This window comes from Bradyrhizobium sp. USDA 3262, from assembly GCF_054060035.1.
Genome location: NZ_JBSSCT010000001.1, coordinates 1,890,781 through 1,910,709, shown reverse-complemented (window position 1 = coordinate 1,910,709; position 19,929 = coordinate 1,890,781). Strand labels below are relative to the sequence as shown.

The 19,929-nt window shown below is 63.1% G+C and carries 15 protein-coding genes; 9 read left to right on the top strand and 6 right to left on the bottom strand.

Annotated elements, in window-relative coordinates; all coding sequences use genetic code 11:
- Positions 1-47 precede the first annotated feature (47 nt).
- Together ACVWYP_RS08840 and ACVWYP_RS08835 are read left to right on the top strand one after the other, a co-directional pair.
- Positions 48-191: a hypothetical protein gene (locus ACVWYP_RS08840; RefSeq protein ID WP_456684088.1), complete on the top strand. Its 144-nt coding sequence runs from the start codon at positions 48-50 to the stop codon at positions 189-191.
- 20 nt (positions 192-211) lie between these two features.
- Positions 212-3,553 carry a DEAD/DEAH box helicase gene (locus ACVWYP_RS08835; RefSeq protein ID WP_456684087.1) on the top strand — a complete coding sequence of 1,114 codons (3,342 nt, stop codon included), beginning with the start codon at positions 212-214 and terminating at the stop codon, positions 3,551-3,553.
- An 84-nt stretch (positions 3,554-3,637) separates the two neighbouring features.
- Here ACVWYP_RS08835 and ACVWYP_RS08830 read toward each other — a convergent pair whose 3' ends face one another.
- From ACVWYP_RS08830 to ACVWYP_RS08810, 5 genes are all read right to left on the bottom strand, one after another.
- On the bottom strand, positions 3,638-5,155 hold the full coding sequence (locus ACVWYP_RS08830; protein WP_456684086.1) for a 3'-5' exonuclease: 1,518 nt from the start codon (positions 5,153-5,155) through the stop codon (positions 3,638-3,640).
- Positions 5,155-6,924 carry a UvrD-helicase domain-containing protein gene (locus tag ACVWYP_RS08825; protein ID WP_456684085.1) on the bottom strand — a complete coding sequence of 590 codons (1,770 nt, stop codon included), beginning with the start codon at positions 6,922-6,924 and terminating at the stop codon, positions 5,155-5,157. Before ACVWYP_RS08825 ends, ACVWYP_RS08830 begins: the two co-directional genes overlap by 1 nt.
- On the bottom strand, positions 6,921-9,569 hold the full coding sequence (locus tag ACVWYP_RS08820; RefSeq protein WP_456684084.1) for a PD-(D/E)XK nuclease family protein: 2,649 nt from the start codon (positions 9,567-9,569) through the stop codon (positions 6,921-6,923). The genes ACVWYP_RS08825 and ACVWYP_RS08820 overlap by 4 nt, the downstream gene beginning before the upstream one ends.
- A 172-nt stretch (positions 9,570-9,741) precedes the next feature.
- Positions 9,742-10,131, bottom strand: a complete 390-nt coding sequence (locus ACVWYP_RS08815; RefSeq protein ID WP_456684083.1) for a PIN domain-containing protein — start codon at positions 10,129-10,131, stop codon at positions 9,742-9,744.
- 8 nt (positions 10,132-10,139) lie between these two features.
- Positions 10,140-10,376, bottom strand: coding sequence for an antitoxin (locus ACVWYP_RS08810; RefSeq protein ID WP_456684082.1), 237 nt, complete (start codon positions 10,374-10,376; stop codon positions 10,140-10,142).
- Positions 10,377-10,528: 152 nt separating this feature from the next.
- On the opposite strand from ACVWYP_RS08810, the gene ACVWYP_RS08805 reads away from it, so the two are divergent.
- The 4 genes from ACVWYP_RS08805 to ligD all read left to right on the top strand — a co-directional run bounded on the left by ACVWYP_RS08805 (position 10,529) and on the right by ligD (position 17,104).
- On the top strand, positions 10,529-11,290 hold the full coding sequence (locus ACVWYP_RS08805) for an ImuA family protein (RefSeq protein WP_456684307.1): 762 nt from the start codon (positions 10,529-10,531) through the stop codon (positions 11,288-11,290).
- Positions 11,205-12,728 (top strand): Y-family DNA polymerase, encoded by a 1,524-nt coding sequence (locus tag ACVWYP_RS08800; RefSeq protein WP_456684306.1) that lies wholly within the window; start codon positions 11,205-11,207, stop codon positions 12,726-12,728. The genes ACVWYP_RS08805 and ACVWYP_RS08800 overlap by 86 nt, the downstream gene beginning before the upstream one ends.
- Positions 12,725-15,994 carry an error-prone DNA polymerase gene (locus ACVWYP_RS08795; protein ID WP_456684305.1) on the top strand — a complete coding sequence of 1,090 codons (3,270 nt, stop codon included), beginning with the start codon at positions 12,725-12,727 and terminating at the stop codon, positions 15,992-15,994. The genes ACVWYP_RS08800 and ACVWYP_RS08795 overlap by 4 nt, the downstream gene beginning before the upstream one ends.
- 162 nt (positions 15,995-16,156) lie before the next feature.
- Complete coding sequence (gene ligD / locus ACVWYP_RS08790) at positions 16,157-17,104, top strand: non-homologous end-joining DNA ligase (protein WP_456684081.1); 948 nt, start codon at positions 16,157-16,159, stop codon at positions 17,102-17,104.
- A gap of 28 nt (positions 17,105-17,132) precedes the next feature.
- On the opposite strand, the gene ACVWYP_RS08785 is transcribed toward ligD, so the two are convergent.
- Entirely contained in the window at positions 17,133-17,723 is a 591-nt protein-coding gene (locus ACVWYP_RS08785) for an SOS response-associated peptidase (RefSeq protein ID WP_456684304.1), read from the bottom strand.
- A gap of 60 nt (positions 17,724-17,783) precedes the next feature.
- Between ACVWYP_RS08785 and ACVWYP_RS08780 the strand changes: the two genes are divergently transcribed.
- From ACVWYP_RS08780 to ACVWYP_RS08770, 3 genes are all read left to right on the top strand, one after another.
- Positions 17,784-18,290, top strand: a complete 507-nt coding sequence (locus ACVWYP_RS08780; RefSeq protein WP_456684080.1) for an SOS response-associated peptidase family protein — start codon at positions 17,784-17,786, stop codon at positions 18,288-18,290.
- A gap of 203 nt (positions 18,291-18,493) precedes the next feature.
- Positions 18,494-19,447: an ArdC family protein gene (locus ACVWYP_RS08775; RefSeq protein ID WP_456684079.1), complete on the top strand. Its 954-nt coding sequence runs from the start codon at positions 18,494-18,496 to the stop codon at positions 19,445-19,447.
- On the top strand, positions 19,444-19,809 hold the full coding sequence (locus ACVWYP_RS08770) for a DUF2958 domain-containing protein (RefSeq protein ID WP_456684078.1): 366 nt from the start codon (positions 19,444-19,446) through the stop codon (positions 19,807-19,809). The genes ACVWYP_RS08775 and ACVWYP_RS08770 overlap by 4 nt, the downstream gene beginning before the upstream one ends.
- Positions 19,810-19,929: the final 120 nt, after the last annotated feature.

Sequence of the window (19,929 nt, the reverse complement as noted above, 5' to 3'; positions counted from 1 at the left end):
AAGGCGCCCGTCAATGGTGACCGGCGCGATAGCCCGGAGGCAAGGGGATGGCGAAACGCAGTTCAAAGGGGGAAGTCACCAGCAAGAAGGCGGCGAGCGCCGCCGGCAAGGTACTGCGGAACCCGAGAAGCAGTAAGGCCGCAAAGACAGCGGCTGCATCGGCGCTCACCCAGCGTCCGAACAAGAAGTAGCGCCCCGGGAGGAGCTGACGTTGTCGTCACGCAAGCGCACCGCCGGCTCCGTGCAAGACGATCTCTTCAACGAAGAAATCTCTTTGCTCCTTCCCGCCCGCCATGCGGTCGACGGGAAGGTGCTCGGGAGTCCGGTGCGGCAATTGGCGGTTCCCGCTTCGCGGGAGAGCTGCCGGCTCAAGCCCTTTTCAATTCGACGGGTCAATGGATACGAAGCGACCCTGAAATCCGGCGAGACGCTGAAGGTCATCAGCGCCAGGACGGCAACGCGGCTAGACGCCGACCTGGTCCTTCTGGTGCCAGGTGCGTCGGAAAAGACCCAGATTGCCGAGGCACTCGAACTTGGCGAAGGCCGATGGATCAACATCGCGCCCCTCGACATCGCGGCGCTCGATGTTGCTGCGCGGAATGCGCGCCTGGCCGCCGTCGTAGCTTCATGGCGGGACGCGGTCCGCATCCGGGAAACCCGTCCCGCCGAGCCTGGTCAGCCTCCCGCGCGCGGATTGCGGCGTCCCCAGATCGGCGCGCTCCATGCGGCACTCGCGCATGCAACGCGCTCCACCGAACCCGCCACCATCGTCATGCCTACCGGCACGGGCAAGACGGAGACGATGCTCGCGCTCAATGCCCTTCAACGGTTCGAGCGATTGCTGGTGGTCGTCCCTACCGACGCGCTGCGCGAGCAGATCGCAGGCAAGTTCGAGACGCTCGGCGTCCTCAAGCAGCAGGAATGCCTCGAAGCGTCCGCCCATTTCCCGGTTGTGATGCGCCTCTCCCACATACCCCTGACCCCGGCTGAGGTGGACCAGATCTTCGACAGCGCAAATGTCGTTGTCACCACGATGCAGATCGCAGGACGTGCCGAAGCGCCGGTTCAGGAGCAGATGGCGGCGCGCGCCTCGGCGCTCTTCATCGACGAGGCGCATCATATCGGCGCGCCGACCTGGGCACGTTTCCGCGGCCTGTTCGTCGATTCCGCCTCGCCATTGCCCATCGTTCAGTTCACCGCCACGCCATTCCGCGAGGATGGCCGACGTGTCGACGGCGAATTCATCTACACCTATCCGCTCAAGAAGGCGCAGGCTGAAGGTTATTTCAAACCGATTCGATTCGAGGCCGTGTTTGGCCTCGACCAAGCCGACGCCGATCAGGCCATCGTCGAAAAGCTCGGCACAATTCTGCAGGCTGATCTGGACGCCGGTCTCAATCATCTCGCCATGGCGCGCTGCTCCACCATCGACCGCGCCAAGGACCTTCATAAGCTCTACAGCGCGATGTTCCCGGAGTTTCGGCCCGCCATCGTCCACAGCCAGCAGCCCGAACGCGACCGACGCGCAAATCTGGCAGCCCTTCGTCGCTTCGAGAGCCGAATCATTGTCTGCGTCGACATGCTGGGGGAAGGCTTCGACTTACCCGAGCTCAAGATCGCCGGGCTTCACGACCCCCACAAGAGCATTGCCGTAACAATTCAGTTCGTCGGAAGGTTCACCCGACAGGATCCCACACTCGGAGATGCGACGGTGATCGCTAACACCGGCATCGACGACATCGATCGATCCCTAGCAAAGCTTTATGCCGAGGACGCAGACTGGAATGCGCTGGTCGAGGCGCTGAGCTCCGCGCGGATCGAGCGGCAGGTGCGGCGCGCCGAAATGTTCAAGGGTTTCGTCGGCGACCTCAGCGACATCCCACTGCAGACGCTCGAACCCAAGATGAACGCCGTTGTCTACAGGACCTCGTGCGACGCCTGGGAGCCGCTGCGCGCCGAAGACCTGTACAATCCGGGCGTCTACCTCGGGATGAAGATCAATCCGCACCAGCGTGTCGCCATCTTTGTCACCCGTTCCGAGGAGCAGGCCGGGTGGACGACCGCGCAGCACGCAACCAACGTGATCTGGGACCTGCACATGATGCACTGGGACCAGGCGAAGGGCCTGCTCTACATCAGCAGTTCGGCGAAGGGGCCCTATGACAGACTTGCCAAGACCGTCTGCGGCGAGACCACGCGGCGCGTCGAGGGCGAAGAAGTGTTTCGCAGCCTTCATGGCTTCAAGCGCCTGATCTTGCGCAATCTCGGCCTCACGCATCACCAGGGGCGCGGCGTACGTTACTCCATGTATATGGGTGTCGACGTCGCCGACGGCCTCGACACCGCGAAGTCACAATCGCGGATCAAGAACAACGTCTTCGCAAGCGGTTTTCTCGATGGTATGCCGGTCACCCGTGGCTGCTCGGCCAAAGGCAAATTTTGGTCGATCTCTCCGGTGCGCGATCTCACCGACTGGACGGAATGGTGCGAGGACATCGGCCGGTCGGTCAATGACCCCGGCATCACAACCGACGGCGTTTTCAAAAGCGCCATGCGACCGCGGCAAATCAACCAGCGACCCGAAGTTCCTCCTGTCGCGATTCATTGGCCGGAATCGCTGCTGATGCAGATCGAGGATCGAGTCGAGATCAGTTTCGGCGATCAGCCCGTCCTATTCACGGAATGCGACATCGACTTGCTTGACCACGAACGAACGGGACCGCTTCGCTTCGCCGTGCGCAGCGACGCTCATGTCGCCGAGTTCGAAATCGTGTTCATCGACGGAGCCGCCCGCTACCCGCAACGCTCTGGCCCCAAGGCGACCATCAAGATCGGCGCCAAGGTGAAGACGTTGTCAGAGTCCTTCGGCGACGATTCTCCTCAGATCGACTTCGGCGACGGTTCGCTCCTGATCTACAGCCACCTCTACGCGCTGCCGGAAGGCGAAGCCGTAGAGCCCTATCCTGCCGACGGGATCGAGGCGTGGGATTGGTCCAAGACCAATATCCGAGCCGAATCCCAGGGGCCCGAAAAGCGAGCCGAGTCCGTCCAGCGGCGCGTGATCGACAATTTGCTTGCCGACGGTGAGACTTATGATCTGATCTTCGATGATGACGGCGCCGGGGAAATCGCCGACGTCGTCTCGCTCCGCGTCAAAGAAAGCCTTGTGCAGGTCACGCTGTATCACTGCAAGTATTCGAGCGGGACGACGCCAGGCGCGCGCGTGAAAGACCTCTACGAAGTTTGCGGACAGGCTCAGAAATCAGCCCGATGGCGCGACCGACCCAGCCGCATGTTCACCCATATGCTCAAGCGCGAGAAGCTGCGGCTCGACAAGGGGCTCAGCTCCCGGTTCGAGCTTGGCACTGCTGCAGGCCTGAGGAAACTGAAGGCGAGCTGGCAAGACTATCGCTACGAATTCGACGTGCGAATCGTGCAGCCCGGTCTTTCCCGGAAAGCGATCACTGAGGAAGGGCTACACCTTCTGGCTGGCGTCGAGACATACCTCCTCGAGACACGCGCCATGCATCTCAAGGTCATCGGCAGCAACTAACCGACACGGGTACCGAGCGACCCAACTTGCGTGGCGTGCTAGGTGAACCAATTCTCGACACTGAGACCGCTGACGCAGTCAGATTCAACACTCGACCCAAACGACTTCCCCGATGCTCATGAACACAAGGGCGCCGCGCGCTGCGCCCGTCGCCTCGAGATAATCTCGTAGCTGTCCGACATATCCAGCTCGAATGCTCGCGGTTGGGTTCAGGTCAGATTTCCAGTCGACCACGACATCGATCTTCCCCTGCCTGATCGCAAGGGCGTCAGCCCGCCCCGCGACAAAAGCGGCGTCCCGCGCTGCCCATACTGCCAGTTCGGGAACGAGGTAGGGCTTGAGCGCCGCGATCTCCGGCAAGGCCAGCGCCCGCAATGCGGTCTCAGCCATTTCAGCGGGCTCTGGAAGAGGTCGCTCATCGTCCGCCGTACTGATCAACTGTGACAGCAACACATCCGCCCGATCCACCGCGGCTTCTCTCTTGTTCAGCAGCTCGCCGGTCAGGAGCTCTTCCATCAGTTTATGAAGAATAATTCCGCGCAGGGCGCCCGCTCCGACTACATCAGGATGTTCAGCTATCGCCTCTGCGACGATCACGCTTTCCAGCGGATCCCGAAGACGCTCCAGATCGTGATCGCTAGGGCGGCGCCAAACGATAGGTCTTGCACTCTCGTCTATGCATCGCTGCTCGGATGCAAATGCGTCCGCGGACTGCCCATTCTTGCTGCTAGGCGCAGGGCGTGCTGCCGGCTCAGGAAGAGCCGAGAGATCGAGTTCAGGAACCTCGCTCTGCCTGAGATTGATCGAGCTGAACCACGAGTCCTTCGCGGCTTGGGGAATGGAGGGGAGGATCAGGAGATCACGCGCACGGGTGCAAGCGACATACCAAATCCGTTCCCTTTGGTCGGCGTCTTCCTCGCTTTCCTCCGCGCGCGCGGCCGCCAGATCCGGTGGCGCGACGCCGCCGAGCATCCAGTGCAACGTGTTATCGGACTGGCGATGAACGAATTGATCCCCGCGATATAGCTCCGTCGTCGAATTAATCGGGATTACGACAGGCCATTCGAGGCCTTTGGCGCTGTGGATGGTGACGATCTCGATCGCATCCTCAGCTGCGTCAATGCGACCTTCAGGCACTCGAATCCTTCGCTCCCAATCGGCCTGGAGGTCGCGCACAAAGGCGCGCAAGCCCGCGACGCCGTAGCGCCTAGCCCGCTCGATCAGAGCGTCGAGGTTCGCCAACGCTCGCGCATTGCGGTTCTTGTGGCGGGCCGCCATGATGACCCGCGCGTTAAGCCGCTCAATCGCGGTCGCCAGAACTAAGCTCGGCGTTGAAATCGCGGCCAATTTTCGCAGATTTTGCAGTTCCTGCAGAACCGAACTTGCCAATGGATGCCGCACAAGGGCCGCATCGGTCCTCACCGTGAAGTACGTCGCTTGGCCTGCTTCGCCGGGAGGAAGCGAGGCTGTGATGTCGAGGAGTTCCTGCTCACTCAAACCGACGAGCGGCCCGCGCATCAATGCACCGAAAGCGAGCACATCCGAGGAGTCTGCCAGGACGCGCAGAAGCGCAAGTATGTCCTGCGTCTCCTGTCGCCGCATTAACGTCTGACCTGCTTGAGAAGATACCGCGAGGCCGCGCTGTTCAAGAGCGCGTTCATACCGCGCCAGAGTTCAGTATGCCCCGGCGATAGCAGCGCGATTTCTCCCGGCTTTAGCGGCGATTGCGACTTGTCTGCGCGCGTAATCGTTACGTTGCCGATCAAGCGCGTGCAAATCTCCGCAACGCGCTCGGCCTCGGCTTCTCTGAACATCTCCGCGTAGATGCGCCCGTCCGTATGGACCTCGACGGTGAAGCGGCTCACGCAGGAAACTGGGTAATCATAATCAGGAATCGTCGGCGCTAGAGCCACGTATCGGGGCTGCGACGGCTTGGAAAACACATCTTCAAAGCAGGAATTGACGTGCCTGATGATTGCATTTTGCGATCTGAAGTTTGCGGTGACTTCAAGGACCGCACCGGAATCCTGCGCTCCGATCAGCTCGCAACAGTGCTGATAGGCTTCGATGTCGGCGCCGCGGAAACGGTAGATCGCCTGCTTCGGATCGCCCACGAGGAACAGCGAGCCGGGCCGGAGCTTGCCTTCGTGCCAAGGTCCTGGGTGTCCCGGTATCGCGGCGATCAGGAAGAGAATCTCGTTTTGGACCCGGTCCGTGTCCTGAAACTCGTCGATGAGAATGAACTTGTATCGCCGCCCAATGGCTTGCCGCACGTCGTCGTGACACCGGACCAGATCTCGCACATGAAGCAAAAGATCGTCGAAGTCGAGGACTGCCGCCGCCCGCTTCCTGTCACGATAACCCACCAGCAACTGGTCCAGCGAAGACGACAGAGTGCAAACGAGGCAGCTCGCGATGTGACCGACGAGTTCGTTCCATGCATCGTTTACGACTTGGTACCGTGCGATAGCATCCGCATCGCCTCCTTCCTCCCGATAGGCGCCGAACCTCTGTGCGGCTTCGTCGTACGAGATGAGTTGCAGGCCTTTGTCGATGAGACGCGAACGTCCGGCGTCGCAGAGCTTCCAAAGCGCGGCAAAATCGGGAATAGCAACGAAGGTATCGGTATAGCGCGCTGCGAGCTTTCGGAGCTCCTGCGCAATCCCGCGCGCCCACCTGTCACGCTCGCCGCTCGACTGCCATCGGTCAAAATCGTCAACCGCTTGGACAAAGTTGATGTCAGGGCGCGCGTTCGAGACCGGTGGGACGGGTTTGGCATCGGGATGTTTGCGGCGCAGGACCGCGAGTTCGCGAACGAGTTCGACGACCTCGAGCGGAATTTCCTGCGCGAGCACGACGATCGGATCGTCGGCAGTGGCGTCTGCAGCCAGGCGTCGCGAGAACCAAGCTGAAAGCTCAGATAGGAACAGCGCATCTGCAACCGGCGCATCCACGACTCGAGCGCCGGGATCGAGTGCAGCCTGCACGCCGTGAGTATGCAAGATGGATTGGCAAAATCCGTGAATCGTGGTCGCCGTGAGATCGTCGAGCCGCGTGGCTGCGCTCGCAAGGCATGCGCGCTGAGTGTCCGTGAGCCGCCCGTCAGGCAAAACCGGTTTGACAAATGCTGGTATATCGTTGAGGAGCAGCGCGTCTACCGTGTCCCTGATGCGACGTGCGAGCTGGCTGGCAGCGAGTTCGGTGAACGTGATCGCGGCGATTTCGCCGGGTTCGTGGCCATTCGCGAGCATCATGGCGATCCGACCGGCCATGAGAGAGGTCTTGCCCGTGCCCGCCGCGGCCTCCACCAGCAACACCGATGTAAAATCGGTCATGGCACGTCGGCGATTGTCCTGATCGACGAGGGTCATGTGGACGCGTTCCAAAGCTTGCTCAGTGTCTGATTGGCGGCTCGGAACTCGACGTTTTTTCTGCGGAGATAGCTCTCGCGATCGGCAGGCAACGCGAGACGCATGTCGTCGTAGTCTGTGTCCTTTTCCCACCGTGGCGCGAGACGGCCACTGCGCAGAATTTCCGCGGCTGCCTTCAAATACGTCGTGGCGTCGGTGATGGCGCGGTCGAGTTCTTCGCCTCTGAGTTCGAACCTCGCAGGATCGTCGGCGAGGTAAATCAGTCGGGCTACGATCGTTCTGACCTCGGGAAGAAGCTTGCGCACCGCCATCGCATAGAGGACCCGCTGCAGCTCGCGGCCCTGCCCAAGTGCGATCCGCTGGCTCTTTGGCGGCGGTTTGACGCTCTTATAGTCGGTGATCTGCGCGCCATCGCCGGAGGCGCGAATGTCGATCCTGTCGATGCGGCCACCATAGATAAGGCTGGCTTCTGAAATCGGGATGGTGACCGTTGCATCCCATGGCCACACATTCAGATCGGTCTTGTCTTGACCAAATGGCACCTCACTCCAGCTCCGTGTGTCGGCGCGTGTCGGATCATCAGAGCAAAGCCCCCTGGATGTGCGTCGTGCCGCTTCGCGAACCGTGTGCCGCCACAGAATTGGTGGCGGCACGGAACGCTGCAGTGGCCACGATGAGACGACCGAAGCTGACGCCTTTTCAATTGCCTCGGCGATTTCCTCTTCGTTCGCTCGGGCAAAACCCGGTATGGGCTCAAGTGTCGTGATGGCGCTGCTTATTAGCTCATGCACCAGCTCGCCGAATGTGAAGGGATCGAGTTGGAGTGGTTCCGGCTCCAAGCGAACAGAACGCCATCCCAGAGCATGGCGCCACACGAAGCCGAGCGGATCACGTAATAGACGCTGGAGCGTTGTTGTCGACTGCGTGCGGGCGAGAGCGGCGATAATTGCAGGATGGTTCGCGGCGACCAAGCCGTCGTGGGCAGTATGCGTCCCTTCTCGGTGCCAGTTTCGCCAGCACAACTGAGTTTGACGGACATGCTGAAGTTGGCCCGCATCCTGGGGGCGCGCCAGCAGACGATCCGGCTCGCTGAAAGCGTGCTCGGGAATACGATCGCGCTTGCGCACGATTTCGTCGGCAGGCCACAGAGAGCTTGGTGACAGAATGCTGCCCTTTGCACTCCGTTCTGGGCGTGACAGAACCAGGACACCTCGCGTTCCGGCGCGGATGACTTCGAAATTCAGCCGATCGCGTTCCGCCATCGTGACGGGACGAAGTTTGCGGCGACTGAGCACGTGGTCTGGGATCAGAGGATCATCATTCTCCGAGCGTGGCCAGGACCGACTCGTCAAGCCAAGCAAGCGGGTAAAAGGTCGGGGGCTCGCGGCCAAATGAGACGCCGGACACCACACGACATTATTCGCGGGATCGCGTCCGTCGGTCACCTTTAAGACCTCCAGCGAGAGACCGATCGCATGTGGTGGCGCGCTTCGCAGCGCTTCGTCCCACATCGCCAAACTTGCTCCGCTGAACAACCGCCGACCGACCTCGCGTCCTGCAACAGGTCCCTGCGCAAGAAGCTCAAGGATCGGAAGCAAGATCCGTTCGGCAACATCGCCTCCTGTCCGATGGATCCTCGCCGCTGACAATGCTTGCTGCCAATGATCGAGAGCCCTAAGGCCCGCGCTTCGCGGGATAGCGGCAAACCAGTCGTCCGGGAGCGTGTTGAGGAACGGTCGATTGGGCAGCCTCCTTATGAGACGCCAAACACGTTCTTGGCTGAGACCATTCGTCAGGACGTCAGCAAGCGCGGCGCACGCCTGGCCTTCGGGCGTGCTGAGAGCGGGAACGCCGTGCGAGAAGTGCACCGGAAGACCGGCGTTGCGGGCATATGCCAGAACATGATCGTCCCAGTCCTGGGTCGAGGTAGCGGCGATTGCTATTTCTTCGGGCTTTGCCTGGCCTGACGACAGAAGCGCGCGCGCCCAGCGCAGTGCTTCAATCACCTCAGATTTTGGATCGGCGCTCACTTCGGCGGAGACTTGCGGCGTGAACGGCGTGCGAGGGCGGACTGTTCCTCTGAACCATGCATGATCGCTCTGGGACGGCAACTCCCAGATCACATTTGTAAACCGCGTGAGTTCGTTCACCAACGAGCGCCAGATCGGATCCACGGACACAAGCCCGACCAACGTCACAGGTCCGAGGAGCGTCTTTGCTTGCGATGCGCGCTCGATTGCGGTGGATCGAAGATCGCGTGGTAGCATCCGTGCTGCCGGAAGGCCTTGCCGAATGCGTGTTTCGATTAGGTGTAGATCGGCGAGACGACTGATATCGTTCGGAAGCGATGACAGGTCGACGTCCGCGCGCCAAATCGCATCCAATGATTGAAGCACCGCGCGCGGCATTCCGGGCAATCCCGCTACATTTGCGATATCCTTGAAGCCGCCATCAGCGAGTGCGCTTTGAATCGCCGGAAAGAGAACGTCGGTGCCAAGAGGTGACAAAAAGCCACCCGCAAGGCGCGCCGCAAGAAGGGGGAATGTCAGGATATCTCGGCCGATAGCCCCTTCGCGGGCAGCGGCAAGGCGTTGGCTGCGCAGTGCGAGCGGACCATCAACGATGAAAGTCGACCGCGTGACCAACAGCCCCCCCTCTGACCTTATCGCAAACAGTAGCTTGAGCGTCCGGCGCAGGCGGACATGCTGATTCTCGGTCGTTTGATCGCGCGTCTTAAGCAGCGAAATCCGGCGCTATGGCCGCACAATTCTGTTCCGTTCAGCCGGGCTGAGCTTAAAGAATCGAGCTTCGGCAGGGTCAAGCGAGCCAGTTCTCCACGTTAAGACCGCGGATACGGCTGAACTCATCGGTATTGGCCGTAACGATGGTGGCGCCCGTCGTGTATGCGTGCGCGGCGATCAGAAGATCATTACCGCCGATTGGTCTCCCAGCGGCCTCCAGTTCAGAGCGGATGCCGCCATACTCGGCGTCGGCCGGGACATCAAATGGCAGCACAGGAATTTCTCCAAGTAGATCTTCGACGGCCTTAAGCAGGCGCTTTGAACCGCTCTTTGCGCAACCGTAACGCAGCTCCGCTGCCACGATAATGCTGGTGCAGATGTTATCCTCGCCGACCTTTGCGATCCGCTGTGCCGCCTTGCCCTGCGGATTCTTGACGAGATCGGAGATGATATTGGTGTCGAGCATGTAACGCGTCACAGGACGCGCTCCGGCGTCGGAATGGGATCCTCGATCTCGGGGAAGTCCTCGTCGAGTGGCTTCATCGACTTGAGCAAAGCAACGAGGCCGCGCTTGCGCACCGGCTCGATCACGAGCCGCTCGCCGTCGCGATGCATGATCGCCTCGTCGCCGGGCAGTTCGAACTCGACCGGGATGCGAACGGCCTGATTGCGGCCATTGCGGAAAAGTCTGACGTGCCGCTGCTCACCCATTGGGACCACCTCTAAGCATATGCCAAAGACATATGCCGTCAAACGCCCAGCGACAAGGGCCGAATTACGCGCGGCCCTCGACTCTCATTGACTCTTCCTGCAATGAGAACAAACATAGAACATACCTCAACCTGGGATCGTTTCAAGCGGATATGAGCACGCCCGCTAGCCATTTGACCGTGTCCGAACTTCGAGAGCGGATCGCCCGCCTTGAAGGCCACGGCCGCCGCGCCAAATCGGTGCTTCCCTTCGGAATCATCGATCTCGACACCCGCCTTCCCGGCGGCGGGCTGGCGCTCGGCGCTCTCCACGAAGTGGCGGGAGGCGGCAATGGCGCAGTCGACGGCGCTGCGGCCGCGCTCTTCGCGGCTGGCGTGGCGGCGCGGACCAAGGGCAAGGTGCTGTGGTGCATCACGCGGCCAGACTTGTTCGCGCCGGCGCTGGCGCAGGCCGGATTGGCGCCGGCCCGCGCAATCTATGTCGAGGCCGGCGACGACAAGACCGTTCTGGCCTGCATGGAGGAAGGGCTGAGGCATGGCGGCCTCGGCGCCGTGGTCGCCGAAGTGGGCCGTCTCACAATGACAGCCTCGCGCCGGCTTCAACTCGCGGCCGAGGGCAAAAGCACCATCGGCATCGCGTTGCGGCGCTGGCGCCGCCAGACCGAGGCGGCGGACTTTGGACAGCCGACAGCAGCGATGACGCGCTGGCGCGTCTCGGTGCTGCCATCAACGCCGCTGCCTGTTCCAGGTGTCGGGCGACATCGCTGGCTTGTCGAACTCATCCGCGCTCGCGCGGGTGAAAGCGCAGATTTCGAGTTGGAGGCATGCGATGACACGGGTCGTCTCGCTCTTCCTGCCGACCTGGTCCACCGACCGGCTGCGGCGGAAGGCTGGCGACGCGGCGCCTCCGCCTGAGGCGCCGCTCGTCCTGATCGGCCGCGAAGGAAGCAGGCGGGTTGTGCTGGCGGCGGACGCCGCCGCGCATGCCGCCGGCCTTCGCGTCGGCATGCCGGTCGCCAAGGCCCAGATTCTCGTGCCGGCCCTCATTATCAAGGACGCGGATCCGGCAGCGGACGTCGACGCGCTGGACCGTCTCGCCCTGTGGATTCTGCAGCGCTTCGCGCCGATCGTCGCTGCCGACCCGCCTGACGGCATCGTCATCGACTCGACCGGCGCCGACCATCTTCATGGCGGCGAGCTGGCAATGCTCGACGCGCTCATTGGCCGGCTGGCGATGTCGGGCGTCGCTGCGCGCGCAGCCATCGCCGATAGTTGGGGCGCGGCCCATGCGCTGGCGCGCTATGTCGCGCGACCGACCTTCATCGCGCCGCCCGGACACGGTGCATCCGCTATCGCCCAGTTGCCGCTGGAAGCGCTGCGGCTTCCGGCCGCGATATCCGGGGACCTGCGCGTTCTCGGTTTCGAGCACGTCCACGACATTCGGGCGCAACCGCGCGCCCCGCTGATATTGCGGTTTGGGCCAGAGCTCGGACGGCGTCTCGACCAGGCTCTCGGCCAGGACGCCGAACCGATCGAACCCATCCGACCGCCCGATCTGGTTGAGGTAAGGCGCGCCTTCGCTGAGCCGATCGGCGCGGCCGAGACGATTGCTCGCTATGTCGGCAAGCTCGTTATCGATCTCTGCGCCGCGCTCGAGGACAAAGGCCTCGGCGCGCGACGACTGGACCTCCTGTGCCGCCGCGTCGACAACCGCATGCAGGCCGCGCGGGTCGGCACCGCGCAGCCGGTGCGGGACAACAAGCGCCTGACCCGACTGATCTGCGACCGGATCGAGACCATCGATCCGGGCTTCGGCATCGAAGCGATGACGCTGGCAGCGACCATCGCCGAGCCGCTCGTGCGCAGGCAGCTCATGAGCTCACTGGTCGAGGAAACTGCACCTGATATCTCGGACCTCGTGGACACGCTCGCCAATCGCGTGGGCGAGCGCGCGATCTATCGGATCGCGCCCGTCTCGAGCGACGTGCCCGAGCGCTCCGTCTGTCGCATTCCCGCGATGGCGCCCGACAGTGACGCGACGTGGCCGAACCACTGGCCGAGGCCCGCACGCCTGCTCGCGCGGCCGGAGCCGATCGAGACGGTCGCACTCCTGCCGGATCATCCGCCGGTCTCCTTCACCTGGCGTGGCATCCGCCGCAGGGTGAAGCGCGCCGACGGTCCCGAACGCGTCTTCGGCGAGTGGTGGAAGCGGGATGCCGAGCTCGCAGCCGTCCGCGACTATTTCCGCATCGAGGACGACGCCGGCGAGCGCTACTGGGTCTATCGTTCCGGGGACGGCGAGGATGCGTCGACCGGCTCGCACCGCTGGTATCTGCACGGGATGTTCGGATGAGCACCCAGCGCTACGCCGAGCTTCAGGTTACCTCGCATTTCAGCTTCCTGCGCGGCGCGTCGTCGGCCGAGGAATTGTTCTGCCTGGCCGCCTTGCTCGGAATCGACGCGCTCGCCGTAGTCGATCGCAACTCGCTCGCTGGCATCGTGCGGGCCCATGAAGCGGCGAAGGCGACGGGCGTGCGCCTCGTCGTCGGATGCCATTTGGATCTCGCAGGCGGCATTTCGGTCCTCGTCTATCCGACCGACCGGCCGTCCTATTCACGGCTCTGCCGTCTGCTTTCGCTCGGCAAGAAGCGCGCCGGCAAGGCCAAGTGCCATCTCGAATGGAGCGATCTCGTCGCCTATGGCGAGGGGCTAATCGCGATCCTCGTGCCGGACCTCGCCGACGACGAATGCGGGCTTCGCCTGCGCCGCCTGCGCGAGTCCTTTGGCGATCGCGCCTATCTGGCGCTCACGCTGCGGCGTAGGCCGAACGATCAGCTCCGCCTTCACGAGCTCTCGAACCTTGCCGCGCAACTGCGCGTGCCGACTGTCGTCACCAATGATGTTCTGTTCCACGAGCCCAGCCGGCGCATGCTGCAGGACGTCGTGACCTGCATCCGCCACAACGTCACGATCGATGAGCTAGGCGATCGTCGCGAGCGTCACGCCGATCGCTATCTCAAGCCGTCCGAAGAAATGCACCGGCTGTTCAGCCGCTATCCCGAGGCCCTGGCCCGCACGCTGGAAATCGTCGAGCGCTGCCGCTTCTCGCTCGATGAGCTCGCCTACCAGTATCCGGAAGAGCGCGACGACCCCGCGCTCACGCCACAACAGGCGCTGGAAAAGCTCACCTGGGTTGGCGCCGGCGAGCGATACCCCGAAGGGCTTCCCGACAGCGTGCGCGCGACCCTTCAGCATGAGCTGCGGCTGATCGAGAAGCTCGGCTACGCGCCGTACTTTCTCACGGTCAACAGCATCGTCAGATTCGCGCGTTCGCGCGATATCCTGTGCCAGGGCCGCGGATCGGCTGCCAACAGCGCCGTGTGCTTCGTGCTCGGCATCACCAGCATCGATCCGGGCCGCAATGATCTGCTCTTCGAGCGGTTCGTATCGGAAGAGCGGCGCGAGCCGCCCGACATCGATGTCGACTTCGAACACGAGCGGCGCGAGATCGTCATGCAGTGGGTCTTCGACACTTACGGTCGCGATCATGCCGCGCTTTGCTCGACCGTGATCCGCTACCGGACCAAGGGGGCGATCAGAGATGTGGGTAAGGCGCTCGGTTTGCCGGAGGACCTCATCCGCTCGCTTTCCGGCCAGGTCTGGGGTTGGTCAGAGGAAGGCGTCGCCGACCGGCACGTGGCGGAGTTGAATCTCAATCTCTCAGACCGGCGCCTGCGCCTCGCGCTCGACCTCGCCCGGCAGCTCATGGGCGCGCCGCGACACCTGAGTCAGCATCCCGGCGGCTTCGTGCTGACGCACGATCGCCTCGATGACCTCGTGCCGATCGAGCCGGCCGCGATGATCGATCGCCAGGTAATCGAATGGGACAAGGACGACATCGATGCCCTGCGCTTCATGAAGGTCGACGTCCTGGCGCTCGGTATGCTGACCTGCATGAAGCGCGGCCTCGACCTTCTCGCCGACCACAAAGGCGTCAACCTCGATCTCGCAACCATTCCCGCCGAAGATCCCCGCACCTATGCGATGATCCGCAAAGCCGACACGCTCGGCACCTTCCAGATCGAATCCCGCGCGCAGATGTCGATGCTGCCGCGTCTGAAGCCGCGGACCTATTACGACCTCGTCGTCCAGGTCGCGATCGTCAGGCCCGGCCCGATCCAGGGTGACATGGTGCATCCTTATCTGCGGCGACGCGAGGGACTGGAGCCGGTCCACTACCCGAAGCCGGAGCTCGAGAAAGTCCTGGGCAAGACGCTCGGCGTGCCGCTCTTTCAAGAACAAGCGATGCGCGTCGCCATCGAATGCGCCGGCTTCACGCCGGGCGAGGCCGACTTGCTGCGCAAGTCGATGGCGACTTTCAAGCACACGGGCGGCGTCAGTTCGTTCAGGACCAAGCTCATCGAGGGCATGGTCGCCAACGGCTACGATCGCGATTTCGCCGAGGCGACGTTCCGCCAGCTCGAAGGCTTCGGCTCTTACGGATTTCCGGAAAGCCACGCAGCCTCTTTTGCGCTTATTGCGTATGCCAGCGCCTGGCTCAAATGCTGGCACCCCGATGTCTTCTGCGCGGCGCTGCTCAATAGCCAGCCCATGGGATTCTACGCGCCGGCGCAAATCGTCCGCGACGCCATCGCGCATGACGTCGAGGTGCGCCCCGTCTGCACCAACGCTTCACGGTGGGACTGCACGTTGGAGCCGACCGAAAACGAGGATCGCTTCGCCGTCCGTCTTGGCCTGTGCATTGTCAAGGGCCTCGCCAATGCCCACGCCGCCGCGATCGTCGCGTGCCGGGCGGACCGGCCGTTCGCGTCTGTGGACGACCTGTGGCGCAGGGCCGGCGTCCCCGTCGCCGCGTTGACGCAGATCGCCGAGGCGGACGGGTTTCGTGCGGCCTTCGGCCTGGCGCGCCGCGAGGCGCTCTGGGCGATCAAAGCCTTGCGCGACGAACCGCTGCCGCTCTTCGCCGCCGCATCGGCGCGCGAGAACGACAACGTCCCCGAGATCATTGAACCGCCTGTGTCGCTACGGCCGATGACCCGCGGCCGCGAGGTTGTGGAGGACTATGGCCACGTCGGACTTTCGCTGCGCAATCATCCTGTGACCTTCCTGCGCGACGATCTCCGCCGGCGTCGGATCGTTTCGTGTTCCGAGGCGATGCAGGCGCGCGACGGCCGCTGGCTCGAAGCCGCGGGAATCGTGCTGGTGCGGCAAAGGCCCGGCTCGGCCAAAGGCGTCATGTTCATCACGCTCGAGGACGAGACCGGGATCGCCAACCTCGTCGTCTGGCCCCAAGTGTTCGAGGCCAACCGGCGCACCGTCCTCTCTGCCGGCATGATCGCTGTGCGCGGCAGAATCCAGCGCGAAGGCGAGGTCGTTCATCTGGTCGCGCAGCGCTTCACCGATCTCTCGCCCGAGCTGGCAAGCGTCGGCGACCGCGACGCGCCGTTTCCGGTGCCGCATGGACGCGGCGATCAGGTTACGCACGCCGGCGGCCCCGATCCGCGCGAGCTGCCGCCCAAGGGCCTGCGCGCCCGCGATATCTATATTCCGGACCCGCACATCGATACGATCAGGGTGAAGACCCGGGATTTCCACTGATGTGGACTGGGTAGCGGCGCAATCGTTGGCGCACGAAACGGTTATCGATTAAGTGCGGGCGATCTGCCGACTTGTCGGCCAGCTCCGCGGAGGAACGGCGGAATGGCGCGAACAATAAAGAGGAGCGACAGAGCAGCCGCCAAACACCCGCCGGCCTGGATCATGCCGCAGCTCACGCGTCTCGTTACCGAAGCCCCTGACGGTCCCGAATGGCTTCACGAGATCAAGTATGACGGATACCGGATTCACGCGCGCATCGATGGCGACGATATCCGACTGCTGACCCGCACCGGCCTTGATTGGAGCCATCGCTACCAAGCCACGGTTTCGGCGCTCCGCGCACTTTCGGTCGAGAGCGCATATCTCGACGGGGAGCTCTGCGCGGTTCGGCCTGATGGCGTAACGTCCTTCGGCCGCCTGCAAGCGGCGATGGACGAAGGTCGCACCGGCGACCTCGTTCTCTTTGCGTTTGACCTTCTGTTCCTGAACGGCAACGACACGGCGAAGCTGCCGCTCATTGAGCGCAAAGCGCGCTTGGAAGCGGTGCTCTCGAAACCGACACCTGGGCTCCACTTCGGCGAACACGTGGTCGGCAACGGGCCCAGGTTTCGCGAGCACGCCTGCCGGCTGGGACTCGAGGGCGCCATTTCGAAACGGAGCGATCGGCCCTACGCGCCGGGCGACCGCGGCCTCTGGGTAAAGTCAAAATGCCTCAACCGTGAGGAATTCGTCGTCGTCGGGTGGACCGACCCCACAGGCAGCCGCCCCCATATCGGCTCGCTGCTGCTCGCCTACTACACCGACGACGGCACGCTGCGGTATGCCGGGCGGGTCGGCACTGGGATTACGATCTCGGAGCTGAAACGCTTGGCCCGCAGACTCGAACCACTGAAGACGTCACGCATGCCGCTCGACGTCCCGCCGCCCCGCGAAACCCGTTTCGGCTCACCGCTTGAAGTGTCGCGCGTGCATTGGGTCAAACCCGAACTGGTCGTCGAGGTGACCTACCTTACCTGGACGGAGGACAACCTCTTGCGCCAGGTTTCCTATCAGGGCGAGCGGCAAGACAAGCCCGCCCGCCAGGTCGTGCGCGCCGTGCCGCATCCATGATCCAGATTTTGCGGCGCTTTAGCTCGGCTTACCCGACCTGCTCGACGAGCAGCGTTCCTGGCGCGAGCGGCGTGATCAGCGATTTCGCCGGCACGGATGGATCGAGCCAATCCGCCCAAGCATCGCGATCGAGGATCACGATTTGCCGATCGTGGTAAGGTGCGATGTCAGGGCCCGGCTCCATGGTGAGCATGGTGAACGCCTCGCCGACCTCGGGCGTGTTCCGCCAAATCCCGGCGATGCAAAAGAGCGGCTCGTCTTTCTTCGTGAAGAGCCATTTGTCCTTGCGCTTCTTCTTCGGGTCCTTGGGATCGGTGAACTCGTAGAATCCGTCGGCAACGATCAGGCAGCGGTTCGATGAGAATTCCCGACCTTCTGACCTGAAGTTATAGACCGGCCGCTTGTTCGGTCCTGGCCAGCTCCATCGCCGTTGCACCATGTCGCCTTCGCCTCGCGCGCCCTCGACCGTCCGGATGATCGGACCCACATCGGTGATCTTGATATCGTTGCGGGCCTCGATGTTCGGGCGGCCTTCGGCGAAGCGGATTTTGATCTTGAGATCGGCGAAGTCCTCGACGATGGAAGCGACGTCCACGTGTAGGCGATAGTCGTTGCACATCGTCCAAGGTCTCCTTTCCCGTTTGCGCGAGATGGCCGTTCTTGTTATGTTCGCTCCACCATGAGCGCAAGCGTTTTCGACTCCGAGGCAGCGATCGGTCAACGACGCGTCGTCATCCGGCGCAACGGCGGCGACCTCGAAATGGTCGAGCTGCCGTGGGGCCTTCAACCACGCGAGCCCGGAGGCCGCGCCTTCACCGTCATCCGCGCAGAAGGGCGCACCTTTCCCGATCACCGCTGCCTCGTGCCAGCCTCCGAGTTCCGCCATCGGAGCCGCGGCAAACACTACGCCTTCTCGCTCGCCGACGGCGACTGGTTCTATTTTGCGGGTATCTGGCGTCCCGCGACGTGCGAGTGGCCGGAAGCCTACGTGATCCTGACGATCGAGGCGAACGCGAATGTTGCTCCGTTCCATGATCGTCAGATGGCAGTCATTCGCCGCGAGCAACGCATGGCCTGGCTCGATCGGACACAGCGGGAAGACGAGCTTCTTCGACCGCTGCCTGTCGGGACCTTCAAGGCCAATCGAACATCGGCTGAGCGGCGACAGGCGGAGCTAGCATTTTGAAATCCTGACTGACGCTCTGCGCGTTTCAGGATCTGAGGCTTTGAGGGGAAAGCCTTCCCCTGCGGCCGAGCCAGGGTCTCAGCCGACCCCTTCTGCGGGGAGACCCCGCAACGCCCCCTTTAGAGTGAGAGTGCGGACCGGGGTTGCCGTGACGGGTTGAGGGCTGGAGGAGAGGCCTCCGGCGCCCGTCGCGGAGAACCGCGATGTCCAGACATGATCGCCATGCTCGCTCCGGCGTCGACCGGACCAGTCTCTACGACGACATCACCAGCAAGATCATCGCCGAGCTGGAGGCCGGGCGCGTGCCCTGGGTCCAGCCGTGGGGCACGGCGGCGGCGAAGGCGCCGCTCGCCATGCCGGCGAATGCCGCGACCGGGCGGCAGTATTCCGGGATCAACGTGCTGATCCTCTGGGGGGCGGTGATCGACCACGGCTTTCCCGTTCAGAGCTGGTTGACCTTTCGCCAGGCGCTATCGCTCGGCGGCAATGTCCGCAAGGGTGAACGCGGCACCACCGTCGTCTATGCCGATCGCTTCATCCCCGATGACGAAAAGCGACGCGCCCAGGAGACCGGCGACGAAGCGCAGGCAATTCCATTTCTCAAACGCTTTACCGTGTTCAACGTCTCTCAATGTGAGGGTCTGCCCGACGACCTCGCGGTCGCGCCGCCTGCGCCCGAGCCCGGCACGATCGAGCCACGGGTCGAGGCACTGATCAAGGCCACCGGCATCGACTTCCGCATCGGCGGCAATCGCGCCTTCTACATGCCGGCGGCCGACTATGTGCAAGTACCTCCACCACAGGCGTATTTCGAAACCATCAATTGGCATCGCACTGCGCTGCATGAACTCGGCCACGCGACGGGTCATGAGTCCCGTCTCGGCCGTGACTTCTCCGGCTCCTTCGGTTCGAAGAAGTATGCCTTCGAAGAGCTGGTCGCCGAAATGAACGCGGCCTTCTGCTGCGCCTCCATCGGCATCATCCCAACCGTGCGCCATGCCGATTACATCGGCTCATGGCTGGAGGTGCTGCACGAAGACAATCGCGCGATCGTGCGTGCTGCATCGCAGGCGAGCAAGGCGGCCGACTGGCTGCTTGCGTTTCTCCCCGAGGCCGCGACAGTCAGCGAACCCGCGCATGACAGGAGGGCGGCATGATCCTCCTGACCGATGACCTGCGCGAGCGTCTGCTCGCCAACGGACGTGATCGCGGGGCCGACCACGTGCCCGTGGTCAAGTTCTTCAACCCGTTGGGCGAAGGCGTCTGGCTCGCGACCGAGCTGGATGCGGACGGCGACACGCTCTTCGGCCTCGCCGATCTCGGCTCGCCCGAGCTGGGCAGCTTCTCGCTTGAAGAAATCGCTTCGATCCTCCTGCCGTTCGGCATGTCAATCGAGCGTGACATTCTCTTCACCGGCGAATTTCCCATCTCGGTCTGGGCGGAGGCCGCCCGCGAGGCGGGAAGCATTCGAGCGGCCGAGCGCATTCTCTACCGAGCGGCTTCGCCACGTCGAGCGTGAGGCGCACATCCTGAAATCCGTAAAGCCAGAAACGCACACTTCCGTATCTCCGCCTCTATGGAAAACCGGATCATCTGCTGGCGGCGCCGTCCTCAGAGATAGAGGGCGGCGCTTCGCTTC

Excerpts from the sequence above, each read along its gene's own strand:
- ACVWYP_RS08840 (WP_456684088.1), top strand. The coding sequence starts at position 48 with ATGGCGAAACGCAGTTCAAAGGGGGAAGTCACCAGCAAGAAGGCGGCG.
- ACVWYP_RS08830 (WP_456684086.1), bottom strand. The coding sequence starts at position 5,155 with ATGCGGCGACAGGAGACGCAGGACATACTTGCGCTTCTGCGCGTCCTG.
- ACVWYP_RS08825 (WP_456684085.1), bottom strand. The coding sequence starts at position 6,924 with ATGACCCTCGTCGATCAGGACAATCGCCGACGTGCCATGACCGATTTT.
- ACVWYP_RS08815 (WP_456684083.1), bottom strand. The coding sequence starts at position 10,131 with ATGCTCGACACCAATATCATCTCCGATCTCGTCAAGAATCCGCAGGGC.
- ACVWYP_RS08810 (WP_456684082.1), bottom strand. The coding sequence starts at position 10,376 with ATGGGTGAGCAGCGGCACGTCAGACTTTTCCGCAATGGCCGCAATCAG.
- ACVWYP_RS08805 (WP_456684307.1), top strand. The coding sequence starts at position 10,529 with ATGAGCACGCCCGCTAGCCATTTGACCGTGTCCGAACTTCGAGAGCGG.
- ACVWYP_RS08800 (WP_456684306.1), top strand. The coding sequence starts at position 11,205 with ATGACACGGGTCGTCTCGCTCTTCCTGCCGACCTGGTCCACCGACCGG.
- ACVWYP_RS08795 (WP_456684305.1), top strand. The coding sequence starts at position 12,725 with ATGAGCACCCAGCGCTACGCCGAGCTTCAGGTTACCTCGCATTTCAGC.
- ligD (WP_456684081.1), top strand. The coding sequence starts at position 16,157 with ATGCCGCAGCTCACGCGTCTCGTTACCGAAGCCCCTGACGGTCCCGAA.
- ACVWYP_RS08785 (WP_456684304.1), bottom strand. The coding sequence starts at position 17,723 with ATGTGCAACGACTATCGCCTACACGTGGACGTCGCTTCCATCGTCGAG.
- ACVWYP_RS08780 (WP_456684080.1), top strand. The coding sequence starts at position 17,784 with ATGAGCGCAAGCGTTTTCGACTCCGAGGCAGCGATCGGTCAACGACGC.
- ACVWYP_RS08775 (WP_456684079.1), top strand. The coding sequence starts at position 18,494 with ATGTCCAGACATGATCGCCATGCTCGCTCCGGCGTCGACCGGACCAGT.
- ACVWYP_RS08770 (WP_456684078.1), top strand. The coding sequence starts at position 19,444 with ATGATCCTCCTGACCGATGACCTGCGCGAGCGTCTGCTCGCCAACGGA.